The sequence below is a fragment of the Pseudomonas sp. St29 genome (assembly GCF_001547915.1).
In the GTDB taxonomy this organism is placed as follows: Bacteria; Pseudomonadota; Gammaproteobacteria; order Pseudomonadales; family Pseudomonadaceae; genus Aquipseudomonas.
The window spans coordinates 5575223-5592875 of record NZ_AP014628.1; the positions used below are offsets into that span (position 1 = coordinate 5575223).

Annotated in this window: 19 protein-coding genes and 1 other RNA gene; 4 read left to right on the forward strand and 16 right to left on the reverse strand. The window is 58.9% G+C overall.

Going from position 1 to position 17653, the window contains the following annotated elements:
* Positions 1–4: 4 nt before the first annotated feature.
* The 9 genes from mraY to rsmI form a co-directional block, all read right to left on the reverse strand.
* Complete coding sequence (mraY, locus tag PST29_RS24735) at positions 5–1087, reverse strand: phospho-N-acetylmuramoyl-pentapeptide-transferase (protein WP_060844571.1); 1083 nt, start codon at positions 1085–1087, stop codon at positions 5–7.
* Complete coding sequence (locus PST29_RS24740; protein WP_060844572.1) at positions 1087–2454, reverse strand: UDP-N-acetylmuramoyl-tripeptide--D-alanyl-D-alanine ligase; 1368 nt, start codon at positions 2452–2454, stop codon at positions 1087–1089. Before PST29_RS24740 ends, mraY begins: the two co-directional genes overlap by 1 nt.
* Positions 2447–3910, reverse strand: a complete 1464-nt coding sequence (locus PST29_RS24745; RefSeq protein ID WP_060844573.1) for a UDP-N-acetylmuramoyl-L-alanyl-D-glutamate--2,6-diaminopimelate ligase — start codon at positions 3908–3910, stop codon at positions 2447–2449. The genes PST29_RS24740 and PST29_RS24745 overlap by 8 nt, the downstream gene beginning before the upstream one ends.
* Complete coding sequence (locus PST29_RS24750; protein WP_016966658.1) at positions 3910–5649, reverse strand: peptidoglycan D,D-transpeptidase FtsI family protein; 1740 nt, start codon at positions 5647–5649, stop codon at positions 3910–3912. The genes PST29_RS24745 and PST29_RS24750 overlap by 1 nt, the downstream gene beginning before the upstream one ends.
* Entirely contained in the window at positions 5646–5939 is a 294-nt protein-coding gene (gene ftsL, locus PST29_RS24755) for a cell division protein FtsL (RefSeq protein ID WP_016966657.1), read from the reverse strand. Before ftsL ends, PST29_RS24750 begins: the two co-directional genes overlap by 4 nt.
* Positions 5936–6883: a 16S rRNA (cytosine(1402)-N(4))-methyltransferase RsmH gene (gene rsmH / locus PST29_RS24760; protein ID WP_060844574.1), complete on the reverse strand. Its 948-nt coding sequence runs from the start codon at positions 6881–6883 to the stop codon at positions 5936–5938. The genes ftsL and rsmH overlap by 4 nt, the downstream gene beginning before the upstream one ends.
* Positions 6880–7335, reverse strand: a complete 456-nt coding sequence (gene mraZ / locus PST29_RS24765) for a division/cell wall cluster transcriptional repressor MraZ (RefSeq protein WP_011063319.1) — start codon at positions 7333–7335, stop codon at positions 6880–6882. The genes rsmH and mraZ overlap by 4 nt, the downstream gene beginning before the upstream one ends.
* 308 nt (positions 7336–7643) lie before the next feature.
* Positions 7644–7997, reverse strand: an RNA gene (rnpB, locus tag PST29_RS24770) — RNase P RNA component class A.
* A gap of 72 nt (positions 7998–8069) precedes the next feature.
* Positions 8070–8924: a 16S rRNA (cytidine(1402)-2'-O)-methyltransferase gene (gene rsmI / locus PST29_RS24775; RefSeq protein ID WP_173655960.1), complete on the reverse strand. Its 855-nt coding sequence runs from the start codon at positions 8922–8924 to the stop codon at positions 8070–8072.
* Positions 8925–9161: 237 nt separating this feature from the next.
* Here rsmI and PST29_RS24780 point away from each other — a divergent pair, with 237 nt between their 5' ends.
* The 4 genes from PST29_RS24780 to PST29_RS24795 all read left to right on the forward strand — a co-directional run bounded on the left by PST29_RS24780 (position 9162) and on the right by PST29_RS24795 (position 12620).
* Entirely contained in the window at positions 9162–10976 is a 1815-nt protein-coding gene (locus PST29_RS24780) for a penicillin-binding protein activator (RefSeq protein ID WP_060840970.1), read from the forward strand.
* The gene (locus PST29_RS24785) at positions 10976–11347 is read left to right on the forward strand and encodes a YraN family protein (RefSeq protein WP_060844575.1); all 372 of its coding nucleotides are present in this window, start codon (positions 10976–10978) and stop codon (positions 11345–11347) included. The genes PST29_RS24780 and PST29_RS24785 overlap by 1 nt, the downstream gene beginning before the upstream one ends.
* A gap of 104 nt (positions 11348–11451) precedes the next feature.
* Positions 11452–12045 carry a phosphoheptose isomerase gene (locus tag PST29_RS24790; protein WP_007928463.1) on the forward strand — a complete coding sequence of 198 codons (594 nt, stop codon included), beginning with the start codon at positions 11452–11454 and terminating at the stop codon, positions 12043–12045.
* On the forward strand, positions 12042–12620 hold the full coding sequence (locus PST29_RS24795; protein ID WP_060840972.1) for a BON domain-containing protein: 579 nt from the start codon (positions 12042–12044) through the stop codon (positions 12618–12620). The genes PST29_RS24790 and PST29_RS24795 overlap by 4 nt, the downstream gene beginning before the upstream one ends.
* A gap of 53 nt (positions 12621–12673) precedes the next feature.
* Here PST29_RS24795 and PST29_RS24800 read toward each other — a convergent pair whose 3' ends face one another.
* From PST29_RS24800 to rplM, 7 genes are all read right to left on the reverse strand, one after another.
* On the reverse strand, positions 12674–13087 hold the full coding sequence (locus PST29_RS24800; RefSeq protein WP_060844576.1) for a ClpXP protease specificity-enhancing factor: 414 nt from the start codon (positions 13085–13087) through the stop codon (positions 12674–12676).
* Between the two features lie 16 nt (positions 13088–13103).
* Positions 13104–13721, reverse strand: a complete 618-nt coding sequence (locus PST29_RS24805; protein WP_016966671.1) for a glutathione S-transferase N-terminal domain-containing protein — start codon at positions 13719–13721, stop codon at positions 13104–13106.
* A gap of 151 nt (positions 13722–13872) precedes the next feature.
* Positions 13873–14655: a cytochrome c1 gene (locus PST29_RS24810; RefSeq protein ID WP_060840974.1), complete on the reverse strand. Its 783-nt coding sequence runs from the start codon at positions 14653–14655 to the stop codon at positions 13873–13875.
* On the reverse strand, positions 14655–15866 hold the full coding sequence (locus PST29_RS24815; protein ID WP_016966673.1) for a cytochrome b: 1212 nt from the start codon (positions 15864–15866) through the stop codon (positions 14655–14657). The genes PST29_RS24810 and PST29_RS24815 overlap by 1 nt, the downstream gene beginning before the upstream one ends.
* Positions 15866–16459 (reverse strand): ubiquinol-cytochrome c reductase iron-sulfur subunit, encoded by a 594-nt coding sequence (petA, locus tag PST29_RS24820; RefSeq protein WP_047306018.1) that lies wholly within the window; start codon positions 16457–16459, stop codon positions 15866–15868. The genes PST29_RS24815 and petA overlap by 1 nt, the downstream gene beginning before the upstream one ends.
* A gap of 253 nt (positions 16460–16712) precedes the next feature.
* Positions 16713–17105 carry a 30S ribosomal protein S9 gene (rpsI, locus tag PST29_RS24825; protein ID WP_003228056.1) on the reverse strand — a complete coding sequence of 131 codons (393 nt, stop codon included), beginning with the start codon at positions 17103–17105 and terminating at the stop codon, positions 16713–16715.
* A gap of 14 nt (positions 17106–17119) precedes the next feature.
* Positions 17120–17548, reverse strand: a complete 429-nt coding sequence (rplM, locus tag PST29_RS24830) for a 50S ribosomal protein L13 (RefSeq protein WP_007928449.1) — start codon at positions 17546–17548, stop codon at positions 17120–17122.
* Positions 17549–17653 lie beyond the last annotated feature (105 nt).

Here is a 17653-nt window from a genome sequence, read left to right on the forward strand (position 1 = left end):
CGTTCTACCTCAGCTTCAGGGTGGCAAGGCCGATCAACACGAGAATCACGGTGATGATCCAGAAACGGACGATCACCCGTGGCTCGGGCCAGCCCTTGAGTTCAAAGTGGTGGTGGATTGGCGCCATGCGAAATACCCGGCGACCGGTCAATTTGAAGGAAGCGACCTGGATCACCACCGACAGGGTTTCCATGACGAACACGCCGCCCATGATGAACAGGACGATTTCCTGACGGACGATCACCGCAATGGTGCCCAGGGCCGCGCCCAGCGCCAGTGCGCCGACGTCGCCCATGAAGACTTGTGCGGGATAGGTGTTGAACCAGAGGAAGCCCAGGCCGGCACCGATCAACGCACCGCAGAAGACAATCAGCTCCCCCGCACCCGGCACATAGGGAATCAGCAGGTATTCAGCGAACTTCACGTTACCGGACAGGTAACAGAAGATCCCCAGCGCGCCACCGACCATCACGGTCGGCATGATCGCCAGGCCATCGAGGCCGTCGGTCAGGTTGACCGCGTTACTCGAACCGACGATGACGAAGTAGGTCAGGACCACGAAGCCGACACCCAGAGGAATGCTCACGTCCTTGAGCATCGGGATCAGCAGGGTGGTTTCCACCGGGCTTTGGGCAGTCATATAAAGGAAGATCGCCGCACCGAGACCGAACACCGATTGCCAGAAATACTTCCAGCGACTCGGCAGGCCACGGGAGTTCTTCTCGATCACCTTGCGGTAGTCATCGACCCAACCGATGGCGCCAAACGCCAGGGTGACCACCAGCACTATCCACACATAGTGGTTGCGCAGGTCGGCCCAGAGCAGGGTGCTGATACCGATCGCGGAAAGGATCAGCGCGCCACCCATGGTCGGTGTACCCGACTTGGACAGGTGGGACTGCGGGCCGTCGTTACGCACGGCTTGGCCAATCTGGCGGTTCTGCAGCGTACGGATCATCCACGGCCCCAGGCACAGCGCCAAAGACAGCGCAGTCAGTACCCCGAGGATCCCGCGCAGGGTCAGGTACTGAAAGACCGCGAAGCCTTTGTAGAACTGTTGCAGGTACTCCGCTAGCAGCAGCAGCATCAATGTTTCTCCGTACTGGAGCCGCACAAAGCCGCGACGATGTTTTCCATCACCGCGCTGCGCGATCCCTTGATCAAAATGGTGGTATTGGGGTCTTGCTCGACGTTCAGGGCGGCAATCAGATCAGCCTGGCTGGCGAAGTGACGTGCATGCTCGCCAAAGGCAGCGACGGCATGCGCCATCATCGGGCCTACGGCGTAGAGGGCCGATACCTTGCCAGCGGCATATGCACCTACTTCGCGGTGCCCCTGCTCCGCCCACTCGCCCAACTCGCCGATGTCTCCGAGCACCAGGACGGTGCGGCCGGAAAAGCCGGCGAGTATATCAACGGCGGCACACATTGAGGTGGGGTTTGCGTTGTAAGTGTCATCGATCACCCGCATGCCATTCTTGGCCAGCTGGGCGACGGTGCGGCCCTTGACCGGTTGCACGGCATTCAAGCCGGTGGCGATTCCGAACAGCGACACACCCATGGCATGGGCGGCCGCAGCGGCGGCCAGGGCGTTGGCCACGTTGTGGGTGCCCAACAGGTTCAATTGCACCGTCTCCAAGCCCTTGGGGCTGTGCAACTTGAAGGACGGGCAGCCTCGAGCATCGCGCCCTATATCAGAGGCATAAAAATCCGCAGCGCTATTGTTCAGGGCAAAGCTCAGCACTGGTCGCCCGGCAGCGCGAGCCTTCCAGATCGGGAATGCCTTGTCATCCAGATTGAGGACAGCAATCCCGGCACTATCAAGCCCCTCGAGAATCTCGCCCTTGGCCTCGACAATCTTCTCCGGCCCACCGAACTCACCAACGTGTGCTGTACCGGCATTGTTGATAATTGCCACATGGGGACGGGTCATGGCCACGGTGTAGGCGATCTCGCCAATACGCGACGCGCCAAGCTCGATCACCGCGGCGCTGTGCTCAGGAGCCAGCTCCAGTAGGGTCAGAGGGGCCCCCAGGTCATTATTGAGATTGCCTCGGGTCGCCAACACCGGACCGCGAGTGCGCAGGATGCTGGCGAGCATTTCCTTGACCGTTGTCTTGCCGCTGGAACCGGTCACCGCTGCCACCGGCCGGGTAAAGGCACCGCGATTCAGAGCGCCCAGTTGTCCCAGGGCCAGGCGCGTGTCCTTGACCAGCAACTGCGGCAGGGTGCTGTCGGGAACTTCACGCTCAACCAACGCAGCTACCGCACCCTTGGCCGCCACTTCATTCAAGTAATCGTGGCCGTCGAAACGCGGACCGGTCAGGGCCACGAACAACTGTCCGGTCTGAATGGCCCGGCTATCAATGCTAACGCCACTAAAACGCGCATCGCCCGCGATCAGGCGGGCGTCCAGCGGAGCCATGACCTCACTGAGCAGCAGGGCTTTAAGCATGTGCCACCTCCCATGCAGTCAGGGCCTTGTCGGCTTCGGCAAGATCGGAGAAATCATGGCGTTGCCCCTTGATCTCCTGATAATCCTCATGCCCCTTGCCCGCCAGCACCACCACATCATCCGCAGCAGCGGCGGCGATCAGACGGGCGATGGCCAGACCGCGACCGGGGACAAAGTCGACCTTGTCCACCGCACTGAAGCCGACACGGATGTCATCGAAGATCTGCGCCGGGTCTTCGCTGCGCGGATTGTCATCGGTCACCAGGACGCCGTCGGCCAGGCGCTCGACCACTTCGGCCATCAACGGACGCTTGCCGCGGTCGCGGTCGCCCCCACAGCCGAACAGGCACAGCAAGCGCCCCTTGGCGTGCGGACGCAGGGCCATGAGTACTTTTTCCAGGGCATCCGGGGTATGGGCGTAATCCACCACCACCAGCGGTTGGTTGCCTCCGCCCAGGCGCTGCATGCGTCCGGCGGGGCCTTCCAGCTTGGGCAGTACGGCGAGGATTTCATCCAGGGCATACTCCAGGCCCAGCAAAGCGCCCACTGCAGCCAGGACGTTGCTCAGGTTGAAACGCCCGAGCAGCGCGCTGCGCAAGTGATGTTCGCCCTGCGGGGTTACCAGGGTGGCACGCACGCCGTCGTCGTCGAACAAGGCTTCGCGGCAATACAGGTAGGCCGAGGAATCTTCCAGGCTGTAGGTGATCAGTCGCGAGTCATGCTTGTCCGCTGCCAGTTGCCGGCCGAACGCGTCGTCGAGATTGATCACCCGGCAACGCAGGTCGGTCCAATTGAACAGCTTGGCCTTGGCTGCGCCATAGGCTTCCATGGTTCCGTGATAGTCCAGATGGTCACGGGACAGATTGGTCAGCACCGCCACATCGAATGCCAGGGCCGCCACCCGCCCCTGGTCCAGACCATGGGACGAGACTTCCATCGCCACGGCCTTGGCACCGGCATTTTTCAGATCAGCCAGCGTTGCCTGCACGGCGATAGGATTGGGCGTGGTGTGCAAACCACTTTCCAGCGCGCCATAGAAGCCTGTGCCCAAGGTGCCCACCAGACCGCAACGCTGACCCAGCAGGTCCAGCGCCTGAGCCACCAACTGGGTGACACTGGTCTTGCCGTTGGTACCGGTCACGCCCACCAGGTTCAACTGGCGGCTCGGATCACCGTAGAAACGTCCGGCAATGTCAGACAATTGGGCTGCCAGGCCTTTGACTGGAATCAGCGGTACATCGGTCAGCGGCAAAACGGTTGCCCCTTCCACCTCATAGGCCACAGCAGCAGCGCCGCGCTGCAACGCATCGGCAATGTGCGCTCGGCCATCGAACTTGGCGCCGGGTACGGCCAGGAACAGATCGCCAGCGCGCACGCTGCGGCTGTCCAGGGTCAGCTCACGGATCAGCAGGTCGCGACCGGCGTGGGCAAAAATCTTGTTCAGGCTAAGAGACATTAGCCACGCCCTCCATTGGCTCGTACTGGGGTGACAGGAGCCGCGTTGGCCTGTTGTGTGGTCGGCAGGTTATCCGGAGTGATGTTCATCAAACGCAGGGTGCCGGACATCACTTTGCTGAACACCGGTGCCGATACCAGGCCACCGAAGTAGCCGGCCTTGCTCGGTTCGTCGATCACCACCACGATGGCGTAGCGCGGATCGCTCATCGGGCCAAAGCCGGCAAACAGCGAACGGTAGGAGTTCTCGGCGTAGCCCTTGGTGCCCACCGACGTCTTGCGCGCAGTACCACTCTTGCCAGCCACGTGGTAAGCCGGGACCTGGGCACGGAACACGCCGCGCGGCGCCTCGATCACCTGCTGCAGCATGCCCTGCATGGTTTTGGCGACGTTTTCCGGAATCACCTGGGTGGTTTGCGGCGCCTTGTCGGATTTGATCAGAGTCAAGGGAGCAATACGCCCATTGTTGGCCAATGCGGAGAACGCATGGACCAGCTGGATCGCCGTCACGGAAATACCGTAGCCGTAGGACAAAGTCGCGGTCTCGGCCTTGCGCCACTCCCGGTAATTGGGCAGGTTGCCGACGCGCTCACCCGGGAAGCCCAGCCCAGTGTCCTGACCCAGACCGATTTTCTGTGCCAGGCGGAAAATTGTCTCACCGCCAATGTCGAAGGCGATCTTGCTCATGCCCACGTTACTGGAATTGATCAGAATCCCGGTCAGGTCGAGTACAGGTCCTTCGGTCTTGGATACGTCACGAATGGTGTACTTGCCCAACTGCAGGGTGCCCGGATAAACCTCGACGGTATCGCTGGGCTTCCAGCGACCGGTTTCCAGGGCCGCGCTCATGGAGATCGCCTTCATGGTCGAGCCGGGCTCGAACACGTCGATCATCGCGCGATTGCGCATCATTGCCGGCTGCAGGTTGCGACGGTTGTTCGGGTTATAGGTCGGCTGGTTGACCATGGCGAGGATCTCGCCCGTCTTCACGTCCATGATCACCAGGCTGCCGGCCTTGGCACCGTTCTCGACGATGGCATTGCGCAACTCACGGTTGGCCAGATACTGCAGGCGCAGGTCAATCGACAACGCCAAGGGCTTGCCGGCCTTGGCGTTCTTGGTGACCTGGACATCCTTGATCAGTCTGCCGCGCCGGTCCTTGATCACCTGACGCTTGCCAGGCACACCGGCGAGCCATTCGTCATAGGCCAGTTCGACGCCTTCACGTCCACGATCGTCAATGTCGGTGAAGCCCACCATGTGCGCAGTCACTTCGCCGGCGGGATAGAAACGGCGGAACTCCTCGATGCCATAGACACCTGGCACCTTCAGGTCGAGCACTGCCTGCCCCTGCTCCGGAGTGAGCCCCCGAACCAGATAGATGAATTCTTTATTGGCCTGGGCTTCGAGACGCTCGGCCAGCGCCTTGGGGTCTTGACCGAGGGCCATGGCCAACGCCGGCCAACGATCCTTGGCCACCTGCATTTCCTTGGCGTTGGCCCACAGGGTAGTCACTGGCGTACTCACCGCCAGCGGCTCGCCATTGCGATCGGTGATCAGGCCGCGGTGCGCGGGAATAGGGATATGTCGAACACTGCGGGCATCGCCCTGCCCTTTAAGGAAGTCACGATCGACCACTTGCAGATCGATGATGCGCCAGCCAATCGCCGACACCATGACCGCCAGCAAGCCCAGCACCACGCGAAAACGCCAGGGATAGAGCGCGCCTTCAAGCTTCATGGCGCCACCATTCGAACTTCGGCCGCACCTGGGATGTGCATTTTCAACTGCTCGGTGGCCAGTACTTCAATCCGGCTATGAGCGGTCCAGGTGCTTTGTTCAAGGATCAAGCGACCCCATTCAGCCTGGGCCTTGTCGCGCACACTCAGCTCGCCGTACAGCGTATTGAGCAGCAAACGGTTCCAGTGGGCGCTGTAGGAAACCGCGATCGCGGACACCAGCACCCCTACGAATAGCAGCAGCATGAAAAAGCTTCCGCCTGGAAGCGGCTTGGCGAAGAGCTTGCTCACCGAAGCTTCTCCGCAACACGCATGACGGCACTACGAGCACGCGGGTTGGCCTTGAGTTCGGCCTCGGAGGCGAACTGCGCTTTGCCATGGATCTTGATTTTCGGCACGAAGGCTTCGAAACGCACCGGCAGGTTACGCGGCAGATTGTCAGACTCGCCTTTCACCAGGCGACGCATGAACAATTTGACGATGCGATCTTCCAGGGAGTGGAAACTGATGACCACCAGACGGCCACCCACTTCCAGGGCGTCCAGCGCGGCTTCCAGGCCCGCCTCCAGATCACCCAGCTCGTTATTCACATGAATGCGCAACCCCTGGAAAGCCCGGGTCGCCGGGTTCTTGCCCTTTTCCCAGGCTGGGTTGGCCACCTTGAGCACTTCAGCCAGATCGGCAGTGCGCTCGAAAGGCTGGATCTCACGACGTTCGACCACTGCCCGCGCCATACGACCGGAGAAGCGTTCTTCGCCGTACTCCTTGAATACGCGGGCGATTTCCTCCACTGGCGCGGTGGCAATGAACTCAGCGGCACTGATGCCACGAGTCGGATCCATACGCATGTCCAGGGGGCCATCATTGAGAAAGCTGAAGCCGCGCTCAGGATCGTCCAGCTGAGGGGACGACACGCCCAGGTCGAGCAGTACGCCACTGACCTTGCCGGCCAGCCCGCGCTCGGCGACTTCCGAGCCCAGCTCGGCAAAACTGCGCTGCACAACGACAAAGCGGCCGTCTTCGGCCGCTAGCGCTTGCCCGGTGGCAATCGCTTGGGGGTCTTTGTCGAATCCGAGGAGCCGGCCCTCCACCCCGAGCTTGCTGAGAATCAGCCGGCTATGCCCACCACGGCCGAAGGTGCCATCCAGATAGCAGCCATCAGGCCGCACGGCGAGAGCCTCGACGGCTTCGTCAAGCAGCACGGTGATGTGGTTAAAGCCGCTATCAATAGTCACAGGATCAAATCACGCAGTTCATCAGGCATGGCGCCCGGTTGTTGAATAGCCGCCAGGTCCGCTGCGGAAACAGCATTCCAGGCATCCTCGTCCCACAGTTGGAACTTGTTCAGTTGGCCCACCAACATTGCGCGCTTATCCAACTTGGCATATTCACGCAGGCGCGGCGGTACCAGAAAACGACCACTGCCATCGAGTTCAAGATCGACGGCATTACCAATCAGCAAACGCTGCAAACGACGGTTCTCTTCGCGCAGCGAAGGCAGCGCGCGCAGTTTGGTTTCTATCAGCTCCCACTCGTCGAGAGGGTAAACACACAAACAAGGATCAACAGCATCGATCGTGACGATTAACTGCCCAGAACTTCGCGAAACGAGCTCGTCACGATACCGGCTCGGCATGGCGAGACGGCCTTTTGCATCGAGACTGATAGCGTTAGCTCCGCGAAACACGTCAGCGTTTCTCCAAATTTTAGCGTTTTGCGCTCATAAAACCCACTTCATGCCACTTTCCGCCACTTGCGCACACTATAGGAATGCGCCCACACCACCGTCAAGGCGCGCAGCGACGGAAAAGCCTTATAGAACGGAGATTTAGGACACTAAGAGGAGAGGCAACGAGAATTCGAGGGGCATTCCAGAGCATTAACTTCAGACAGCTCAATAAGCTGCAATGCGAAGTTAAAGTGATTTATTAAGAGTAAGATTTTTTCGGTATTACAAAAACGCTTCTGCTATTGATTCAAGCAGGGAGGGAAAAGGTGGAGAGTCGATCTGTAAGCCGGGTTCTGTCGAGGACAGTCATTCCTCTACGATGGCCATCACTGGACATCTTTAGCAACCTACCCGGTTCCAGCGCGGGCCACGCCTTGGAACCCTATTTGGTCTTGCTCCGAGTGGGGTTTACCTAGCCACGAACTGTTACCAGACGTGCGGTGCGCTCTTACCGCACCTTTTCACCCTTACCGGCACCGAAGTGCTTAGGCGGTTATTTTCTGTGGCACTTTCCGTAGGCTCACGCCCCCCAGGCATTACCTGGCACTCCGCCCTATGGAGCCCGGACTTTCCTCCCCCCTCTAATTTTCATAGAGGGCAGCGACTGTCCAATCGACTCTCCGCCGCGCAGGTTAACGGCAGAGCGGCCCAAGAACAAGCGCTAAAAGCCATTGGCCACCCTGGCATGCCATTTATTGTTCTTTCTGCTTATTCAAGGCCACCTGATACAGCACGTTCTTGCGCTCACCAGTGATCTCGGCCGCCAGCGCCGCCGCCCGCTTGAGAGGCATTTCCTTGAGCAGCAGGTCAAGCACGCGCATCGACTCAGCACTGATCGCCTCATCACCTTCCGGCGCCGTCCACCCCGCGACCAGCACTACGCACTCGCCACGCTGCTGATTGCTGTCGGATTCAACGAACTGGCGCAACTCAGAAAGCGGCAAGCCCTTGAGAGTCTCGAAAGTCTTGGTCAGCTCCCGAGCCAGCAACGCAGGCCGATCACCACCGAATACCGCCTCCATATCCTGCAGACACTCAAGAATCCGATGCGGAGCCTCATAGAAAATCAACGTACGCGGCTCTTCCTTGACCGCCTCCAGACGCCCACGCCGCCCAACCGCCTTGGCCGGTAGAAAACCTTCGAAGATAAACCGGTCCGATGGCAGACCTGCCGCCGACAATGCAGCGATCAAAGCACAGGCCCCTGGTACGGGAACCACATTGATACCTGCTGCTCGCGCCTGACGCACCAAGTGATAACCCGGATCGGAAATCAACGGCGTGCCCGCATCGGAGATCAACGCAACATCATCCCCGGCGAGCAAACGGGTGATGAAACGACTGCCCTCGTCACGCTCATTATGTTCATGACAAGCCGCCAGAGGCGTGGCAATGCCGAAGTGCTGCATCAAGCGCTGAGAATGCCGGGTATCCTCCGCAGCAATGAGCGACACCTCGCGCAACAACTTCAAAGCCCGGGCGCTGATGTCGTCCAGGTTACCGATGGGCGTCGCCACCACATAAAGCGAGCCAGCAGCGGAATTCAAAGGACCCGGAACAGTCAAAGCGCACACCTCTTGATCGGCAAAAGCGCCATTGTAGCGCGTTGAAGCCCTATCAATAGGCCTGACAATCGCTCAACACTCTGATCCTTTGCCGGCTTTTGTGCCTCCCAGCAACATTTGCACCCGCTAAATGGACGGTTTATCACCAGTAACATCGCGCCCCGGCCAGCGCTTGGGTACAATTCCACGCTCATTTGATCGAGTATCAGGAACACTTACATGATCGCTTGCCTGCGGCTGTTTCTCGCCCTCTGCCTGGCTACCCTTTTGGTGGCTTGCGCCAGCTCGCCCTCCTCCAGCCTTGGCGAACTTCCACGGACACCGGATGCCAGCATCGAGCAATTGCTCGAACAGGCCGCCACCAGCAAAAGCCCCGACAAAGCCGCCCTGCTACGCCTGAGCGCGGCAGACATGGCGTATCGCCAAGGCAACGCCGGACGCGCCGGACAGATTCTGCAGCAAGTGCCGCTGGATCAGCTCAAACCTGCCCAGCAAATCTTCGCCAGCACGCTGTCCGCCGAGCTGGCCATGGTACGCAATCAGCCAAAGGCGGCTTTAACCGCCTTGAGCCATCCCAGCCTGCAGCACCTGAGCGAGCTGCCCGCACCACAACAGATTCGCACCGGCACCGTTCATGCTCGCGCCCTTGAGGCCGACGGCCAAACATTGGCAGCCGCCAAGGAGCGGATCTTTATTGCCCCCTTGCTCAAAGACGATGCCGCAGCAAAGAACCACGAAGCCATTTGGGCACTGATCGCCGCCCTGCCAACCGACCAACTGCAGCCAGCGGGCAATGACGATCTGGCGGGCTGGATGAGCCTGGCCCTGGCAGTCAAGAGCGCCGGCACCCTGGAACAGCAGCAGGCCGCCATTGATCAGTGGCGCGCACAGAATCCAAAACACCCTGCTGCCCTCCAATTGCCGCAACCGCTGATCAAGCTCAAAGAGCTGGCCAGCCAACCCGTGTCGAAAATCGCCCTGCTGCTGCCACAGGACGGCCCACTGGCCTCTGTAGCCAAAGCCCTGCGCGAAGGCTTCATGGCGGCCCACTATCAAGCACAGCAAGCCGGACAGAAACCACCCAGCATCGAGTTCTACGACAGCTCGCGCCTGAGCTCCCTGGATGACTTCTATCGCAAGGCCCAAGCCGCCGGCGTGCAGTTGGTAGTCGGCCCGCTGGAAAAACCCCTGGTCAAACAGCTGGCTGCGCGCCCGCAACTACCGATTACCACCCTGGCACTGAACTACAGCGAGGGCGGCGAACAGGGCCCCGCGCAACTGTTCCAGTTTGGCCTGGCAGCCGAAGACGAAGCCCGTGAAGTTTCTCGTCGCGCCCGCGCCGACGGCTTGCACCGTGCCGCCGCGCTGGTCCCCAAGGGTGAATGGGGCGATCGCGTGCTCAAAGCCTTCCGCCAGGATTGGGAAGCCAACGGTGGCAGCATGATCGGCATCGAACGCATCGATCAGCCAGTCGCCCTGGCCCAGCAGATTGCCGACCTGTTCCAGCTGCGCCAAAGCGAAGGTCGCGCCAAGAGCCTGCAAAGCACCGTAGGCACTCAAGTCGCCGCGCAACCGGCACGCCGCCAGGACATCGAGTTCATTTTCCTTGCTGCAACGCCACAGCAGGCACAACAGATCAAGCCGACCCTGAACTTCCAATACGCCGGGGACGTTCCGGTGTACGCCACCTCCAACGTATTCAGTGCCAGCGGCGATCAGAACCAATACAACGACATGAACGGAGTAATGTTCTGTGAAACCCCCTGGCTGCTGGACGCCAACGGCCTTCTGCGGCGCCAGGTCACTGCACAATGGCCACAAGCCGGAGGCAGCCTAGGTCGCCTGTACGCCATGGGCGTCGACGCCTATCGTCTTGCACCTCGCCTGGGCCAGCTCAAGGCCCTGCCTGACAGCCGGATCGATGGTGAGTCCGGCAGCCTGGGCATGGCCGCAGGTCAGCGTATCGAACGCCAGCTGCCGTGGGCCAAGTTCGTCAACGGCCAGGTCACCCGCCTGCCCGATACGCCGCGCTGATGCTCCAAGGATCACGCCAGCAAAGCGGAAGAGATGCCGAAAGCCAAGCGCTCAGGCATCTCCAACAGCAAGGGCTGCGCCTACTGGCGCAGAACTGGCTGTGCAAACGCGGCGAGCTTGATCTGGTCATGCTTGACGGCGATACAGTAGTATTCGTCGAAGTCCGCTACAGACAACACACGCAATGGGGTGGCGCCCTGGGCAGTATCGATGGGCGCAAGCGTCAGAAACTCATTCTTGCTGCGCAGATTTTTCTGCAAAAAGAGTCACGCTGGTCCAACCATCCCTGCCGTTTCGATGTGGTCGCCATTGACGGCGCCCCAGGTGCAGAAGCCCGCCTGAACTGGCTGCGCAATGCCTTTGACAGCTGAAAGAAGCCATCAGGCAGCACCCATTTTCACTCAACTTTTTTGCTCTTTGCTTTGCGGGCTGCACATTCACGTGCCACCAAGCCGCGCTACTTAAGGTCACACAGATGGACATGCAATCCCGAATTCGCCAGCTTTTTCAGGCCAGTATCGACACCAAGCAGCAGGCGATGGACGTACTTGCACCGCACATCGAGCAAGCCAGCCAAGTCATGGTCAACGCCCTGCTCAATGAGGGCAAAATGCTCTCCTGTGGCAACGGCGGTTCTGCGGGCGACGCCCAGCACTTTTCCTCCGAACTGCTCAACCGCTTCGAACGTGAACGCCCCAGCCTGCCAGCCATCGCCCTGACCACCGATAGCTCGACCATCACTTCGATCGCCAACGACTACAGCTACAACGAAGTCTTTTCCAAGCAGATCCGCGCCCTGGGACAACCCGGCGACGTACTGCTGGCGATTTCCACCAGCGGCAACTCCGCCAACATTATTCAAGCAATCCAGGCCGCACATGATCGAGAAATGATTGTCGTAGCATTGACCGGTCGCGATGGTGGAGGCATGGCTTCCCTGCTTTTGCCTGAAGATGTTGAAATTCGTGTACCGGCCAACGTCACCGCACGTATTCAAGAAGTCCACCTGCTGGCGATCCACTGCCTTTGCGACTTGATCGACAGCCAATTGTTCGGGAGTGAAGAATGACCCCTAATCGCCTTGGCCTCCTGGCCTTGACCTTGTGCCTCGGCATCACTGGTTGCAGCTCGGTGATTACCGCCACCCGCGACAAACCCATTGATGACGATCGCGGCACTCGCACCTTCGGCAGCAAGATCGACGACTCACTGATCGAAACCAAAGTCGCCGTCAACGTTGCCAAGGCCAACCCGGACCTGGAAAACAACTCGCACATTGTCGTCACCAGCTTCAACGGCATTGTCCTGCTCGCAGGCCAGACACCGCGCCCCGACCTCAAGGCAACAGCCGAACAGGCCGCCAGCGAAGTGCAGCGAGTCAAGAAGGTCCATAACGAACTGCAAGTACTGCCGCCCTCCGGCTTTCTGGCACGGCAGAACGATGGCTGGCTGACCACCAAGATCAAGACTCAGATGCTCACCGACGCCAGCATTCCCGGATCGCGGATCAAGGTCGTCACCGAGAATGGCATCGTCTACCTGCTGGGCCTGCTGACCCAACAGGAAGCCGCGCAAGCCACCAATCTGGTCCAGGGCGTCTCCGGCGTACAAAAAATCGTCAAACTGTTCGAATACATCGACTGACACAGCACTGCGTCAGACACAAAAAAGGCGATCCATCTGGATCGCCTTTTTTATTACTTGACCACTTTCAAGCTGGGCCGGCCACTGGGGCGCGGCGGCTCACTGTCCGGCGGCGGCAAATCGTCATCCGGCTCGATGTCATCCTCTTCGTCCAGAGGCGACTCCAGATCAAAGACCATGCCCTGACCATTCTCGCGCGCATAGATTCCGAGGATCGCCGCGACCGGTACGTGCAAGCTGTGTGGCACACCGCCGAAGCGCCCTTCAAAGATCACGGCGTCGTTGTCCATGTGCAGATGACGTACGGCACTGGGAGAAATATTCAGGACAATTTGCCCATCACTGGCAAAGCCCTGGGGCACCTGCACGGCCGGATAGTCGGAATTGACCAGCAGGTGCGGGGTGCAATCGTTGTCCACAATCCACTCATAGAGCGCGCGGACCAGATAAGGTCGACTGGAGTTCATAGCGGCTCCTTAAGCCTCAGCGCATGTCACGCTCGACGCCAGACAGACTCGCCTGGAAAGCCTCACGCGCAAATTGGCGGTCCATATAATCAAGCAGCGGCTTGGCCTGCCGCGGCAATTCGATACCCAGGATTGGCAATCTCCAGAGTATGGGCAGTAGGCAGCAGTCCACCAGACTTTGTTCCTCACTGAGGAAAAATGGTTTGTCGGCGAACAGCGGAGACACTCCGGTCAGACTTTCACGCAATTCCTTACGCGCCTGCACCCGCGCCGCCTCCTTGGTCCGCGGATCCAGGATCAGATCCACCTGCCCGCACCAATCACGCTGGATTCGGTGCATCAGCAAACGACTGTTGGCACGCGCCACAGGATAAACCGGCAACAGCGGCGGATGAGGGTAACGCTCATCCAGGTACTCCATCACCACTGTCGATTCCCACAACGCCAGGTCACGATCAACCAGCGTTGGCAAGCTCCCGTAAGGATTCACTTCGATCAGCTTCGGCGGCTGACGGCCCGCCTCCACACTGATGATCTCGGCGCTGACACCCTTCTCCGCCAGCACAATGCGCACCCGGTGGGAATAGTGGTCGGCGGGGTCGGAGTAACAGGCCAACCGATTGGTCACGCCCATGGCGATCCTCCTCGCTTGTTGAAATTATCGGAAGCAGAAAAAACGAGCGCGCCCTCAGGGCGCCTCTGGTAACCCCCGAATGATACAGGGTTGTTACTGATCAGAGACGCCCTTGGGCGCGCACGCTCAACAACTGATGCTTAAAACGTTATTAATGCACATCCTTCCAGTATTCGCGCTTGAGCAGATAGGCGAACACGAAGAAGAAGGCCAGATACAAGAGCACATAAGTGCCAATGCGCTGGTGTTGCAGCTTGACCGGGTTGGCCGAGTAGGCAAGGAAAGTCACCAGATTCTTGACCTTCTCGTCGAACTGAGCCTCGTTGAGAGTACCGGTACCCTCTTTGACTGTCAGTTGATCGCACGCCTCGTGAGTCAGCGGTGTACCAGTCAGCGGATCGTATTGCTTCTTGCCGTCTTCAACGATCTGCACCTGCTTGCAACCGACCACTTGACGCCCTTGCAGACCGACCAGGACGTTAGGCATGCCAACGTTCGGGAAGACCTTGTTGTTCACACCCCAAGGGCGCGCAGGATCTTCATAGAAGGACTTGAGGTAGCCATAAAGCCAGTCGGTACCACGAACACGAGCCACCAGGGTCAGATCTGGCGGCGCAGCACCGAACCAGGTCTTGGCATCCGCCGGCTGCATACCGATATTCATGTGGTCGCCGATCTTGGCACCGGTGAAAACCAGCTTGCTCAACATCAGGTCGTGAGGAATGCCCAAGTCATCGGCCACTCGCTCATAACGCTGGAACTTGGCGCTGTGGCAGCCCATGCAGTAGTTGGCAAAAGTACGCGCGCCGTCTTGCAGGGCGGCTTTGTCGGAAAGATCGATATCGATCTTCTCCAACTCAGGTCCGCCGTGCTCGGCCGCGAAAGACAATACAGGCATAGCAGCAAGAATCAGTACAGCAAATAGCTTTTTCATCAGCCAGTCACCCTTTCCGGAACCGGTTTGGTCTTCTCGAGCCTGGTGTAGAACGGCATCAGAATGAAGTAGGCGAAGTACAGGAAGGTACATACCTGCGACAGCAGCGTACGGCCCGGAGTCGGTGCCAGAACACCCAGTACACCCAGGATCACGAACGAGATGCAGAACACCAGCAGCCAGATCTTGCTCAGCCAGCCTTTGTAGCGCATGGACTTGACCGGGCTGCGGTCAAGCCAAGGCAGTACGAACAGGACCGCAATTGCAGCGCCCATGGCGATAACACCCAAGAGCTTGTCCGGCACCGCACGCAGGATCGCGTAGAACGGCGTGAAGTACCAAACCGGAGCAATGTGCTCGGGAGTCTTGAACGGGTTGGCTTGTTCGAAGTTCGGTTTCTCGAGGAAATAACCGCCCATTTCCGGGAAGAAGAACACGATCGAGCAGAAGATGAACAGGAACACCACTACGCCGACGATATCCTTCACGGTGTAGTAAGGGTGGAAAGGAATGCCATCCAGCGGGATGCCGTTCTCGTCCTTGTTCTTCTTGATGTCTACGCCATCCGGGTTGTTCGAACCCACTTCGTGCAACGCCAGGATGTGCAGCACCACCAGGCCGAGAATCACGATCGGCAGGGCTACTACGTGCAGGGCGAAGAAGCGGTTCAGAGTAATCCCGGAAATCAGGTAGTCACCACGAATCCACTGGGTCAGGTCGTCACCAATAACGGGGATCGCACCGAACAGCGAGATGATTACCTGGGCTCCCCAATAGGACATCTGTCCCCAAGGCAGCAGGTAGCCCATGAAGGCTTCAGCCATCAGCGCCAGGTAGATCAGCATGCCGAACAGCCACACCAGCTCACGAGGTTTCTGGTAGGAACCGTAGAGCAAGCCACGGAACATGTGCAGATAGACCACGATGAAGAACGCCGAAGCGCCGGTGGAGTGAAGCAGACGCAGGATCGCGCCGTACTCGACGTCGCGCATGATGTATTCAACAGAAGCGAAGGCCTCTTCTGCCGAAGGGGTGTAGCTCATGGTCAGCCAGACACCGGTAACGATCTGATTGACCAGCACCAGCAGCGCCAGGGAGCCAAAGAAATAGAAGAAGTTGAAGTTCTTCGGAGCGTAATACTTGCTGAGATGGTCTTCCCACATCTTGGTCGCGGGGAAGCGCGCATCAACCCAATCCATGAACTTGCTCATCACGCTTTCTCCGTGTCGACGCCAATGACGATGATGTCATCCGACTCATAGGAATGCGGGGGTACTGGCAGGTTCAGGGGCGCAGGCTGCGCCTTGTAGACGCGACCAGCCAGATCGTAGTGGGAGCCGTGGCAAGGGCAGAAATAGCCACCTACCCAGTCCTTGCCCAGATCGGCGGGCGCCACTTCAGGACGGAAGGTCGGAGAACAACCCAGGTGAGTGCAGATCCCGATCAGCAGCAGGATCTCTGGCTTGATCGAACGCACTTCCGGATCGACGTAGGTTGGTTGTACCGAGTTCTTGGAGTCAGGGTCAGACAGCTGGCCCTCGATCTTTTTAAGATTCCCCAGGATTTCCTCTGTACGGCGGACGATGAACACCGGCTGACCACGCCATTCAGCAATCATCTGCTGACCTGGGTCGATCTTGCTGATATTCACTTTCACCGGTGCACCTGCGGCTTTCGCCTTGGCACTGGGAAACCATGACCCCACGAACGGGACCGCAGCCCCCACCGCTCCTGCAGCACCCACCACGGATGTGGCTGCTACTAAGAAGCGACGCCGGCCTGCATTCACGCCGTCATTGCTCATTCAGTCCTCTCCCATCAGCTTTGTGGCCTGTTAAATCAGGCATCTACTAAGTAAAAATCTGAACTTATAAAAATTTTGCCGAATGGTAATGAAAAGCCCCTATTCTGACAAGGTAATTACCAAGCCCAGCCAGCCCGAAGCCTTGTAGTATAGGGCCTCCGTGGATGTGGCAAGTTGTCACAGAGCAAATTTCAGACAATAAAAAACGCCCAGCTCCACAAGGAGACTGGGCGTCTTTGAACGCAGTAGCGAATTAACGCTTGGAGTATTGCGGACGCTTACGCGCTTTACGCAGACCCACTTTCTTACGTTCAACTTCACGTGCGTCACGGGTTACGAAACCAGCTTTACGCAGAGCGCTGCGCAGAGTTTCGTCGTAATCCATCAGAGCGCGAGTGATACCGTGGCGGATCGCGCCAGCTTGACCACTTACACCGCCGCCGATAACGGTAACGTAGATATCGAACTTCTCAACAGTCTCGGTCAGCTCCAGCGGCTGACGAACTACCATGCGGGCAGTTTCGCGACCGAAGAAGTTATCCAGGGAACGGTTGTTGATCGAGATGTTGCCAGTGCCCGGACGCAGGAAAACGCGTGCGGTTGCAGTCTTGCGACGGCCAGTGCCGTAATTTTGAGTCGCCGACATAATGAACTATTCCGTTAAATCTTCAGTTCTTGGGGCTGCTGAGCAGTATGAGGGTGAGCAGCGCCCGCATAGACTTTCAGCTTACGGTACATGTCGCGACCCAGCGGGTTCTTAGGCAGCATGCCTTTTACCGCGGTCTCGATCACGCGCTCAGGGGCCTTGGCGATCAGCTTTTCGAAGTTGATCGACTTGATGCCGCCCGGGAAACCGGAGTGGGAGTAGTACATTTTGTCAGTGGTTTTAGCGCCAGTAACACGTACCTGCTCGGCATTGATAACGACGATGTAGTCGCCGGTGTCAACGTGAGGAGTGTACTCAGGCTTGTGCTTGCCACGCAGACGGCTCGCGATTTCGGTGGCCAGACGACCCAGGGTCTGACCAGCAGCGTCGACGACGAACCAGTCGCGCTTTACTGTTTCCGGTTTAGCAGTAAAAGTTTTCATTCTTTATAGCCTCAGGGGCCGCCCAGCAAAATAGACGGCGGATCTTACTGAATAGTGCGTACTTTGACAAGGTCAAAGGCAGCCGGACACAGACGCTATCGGGGG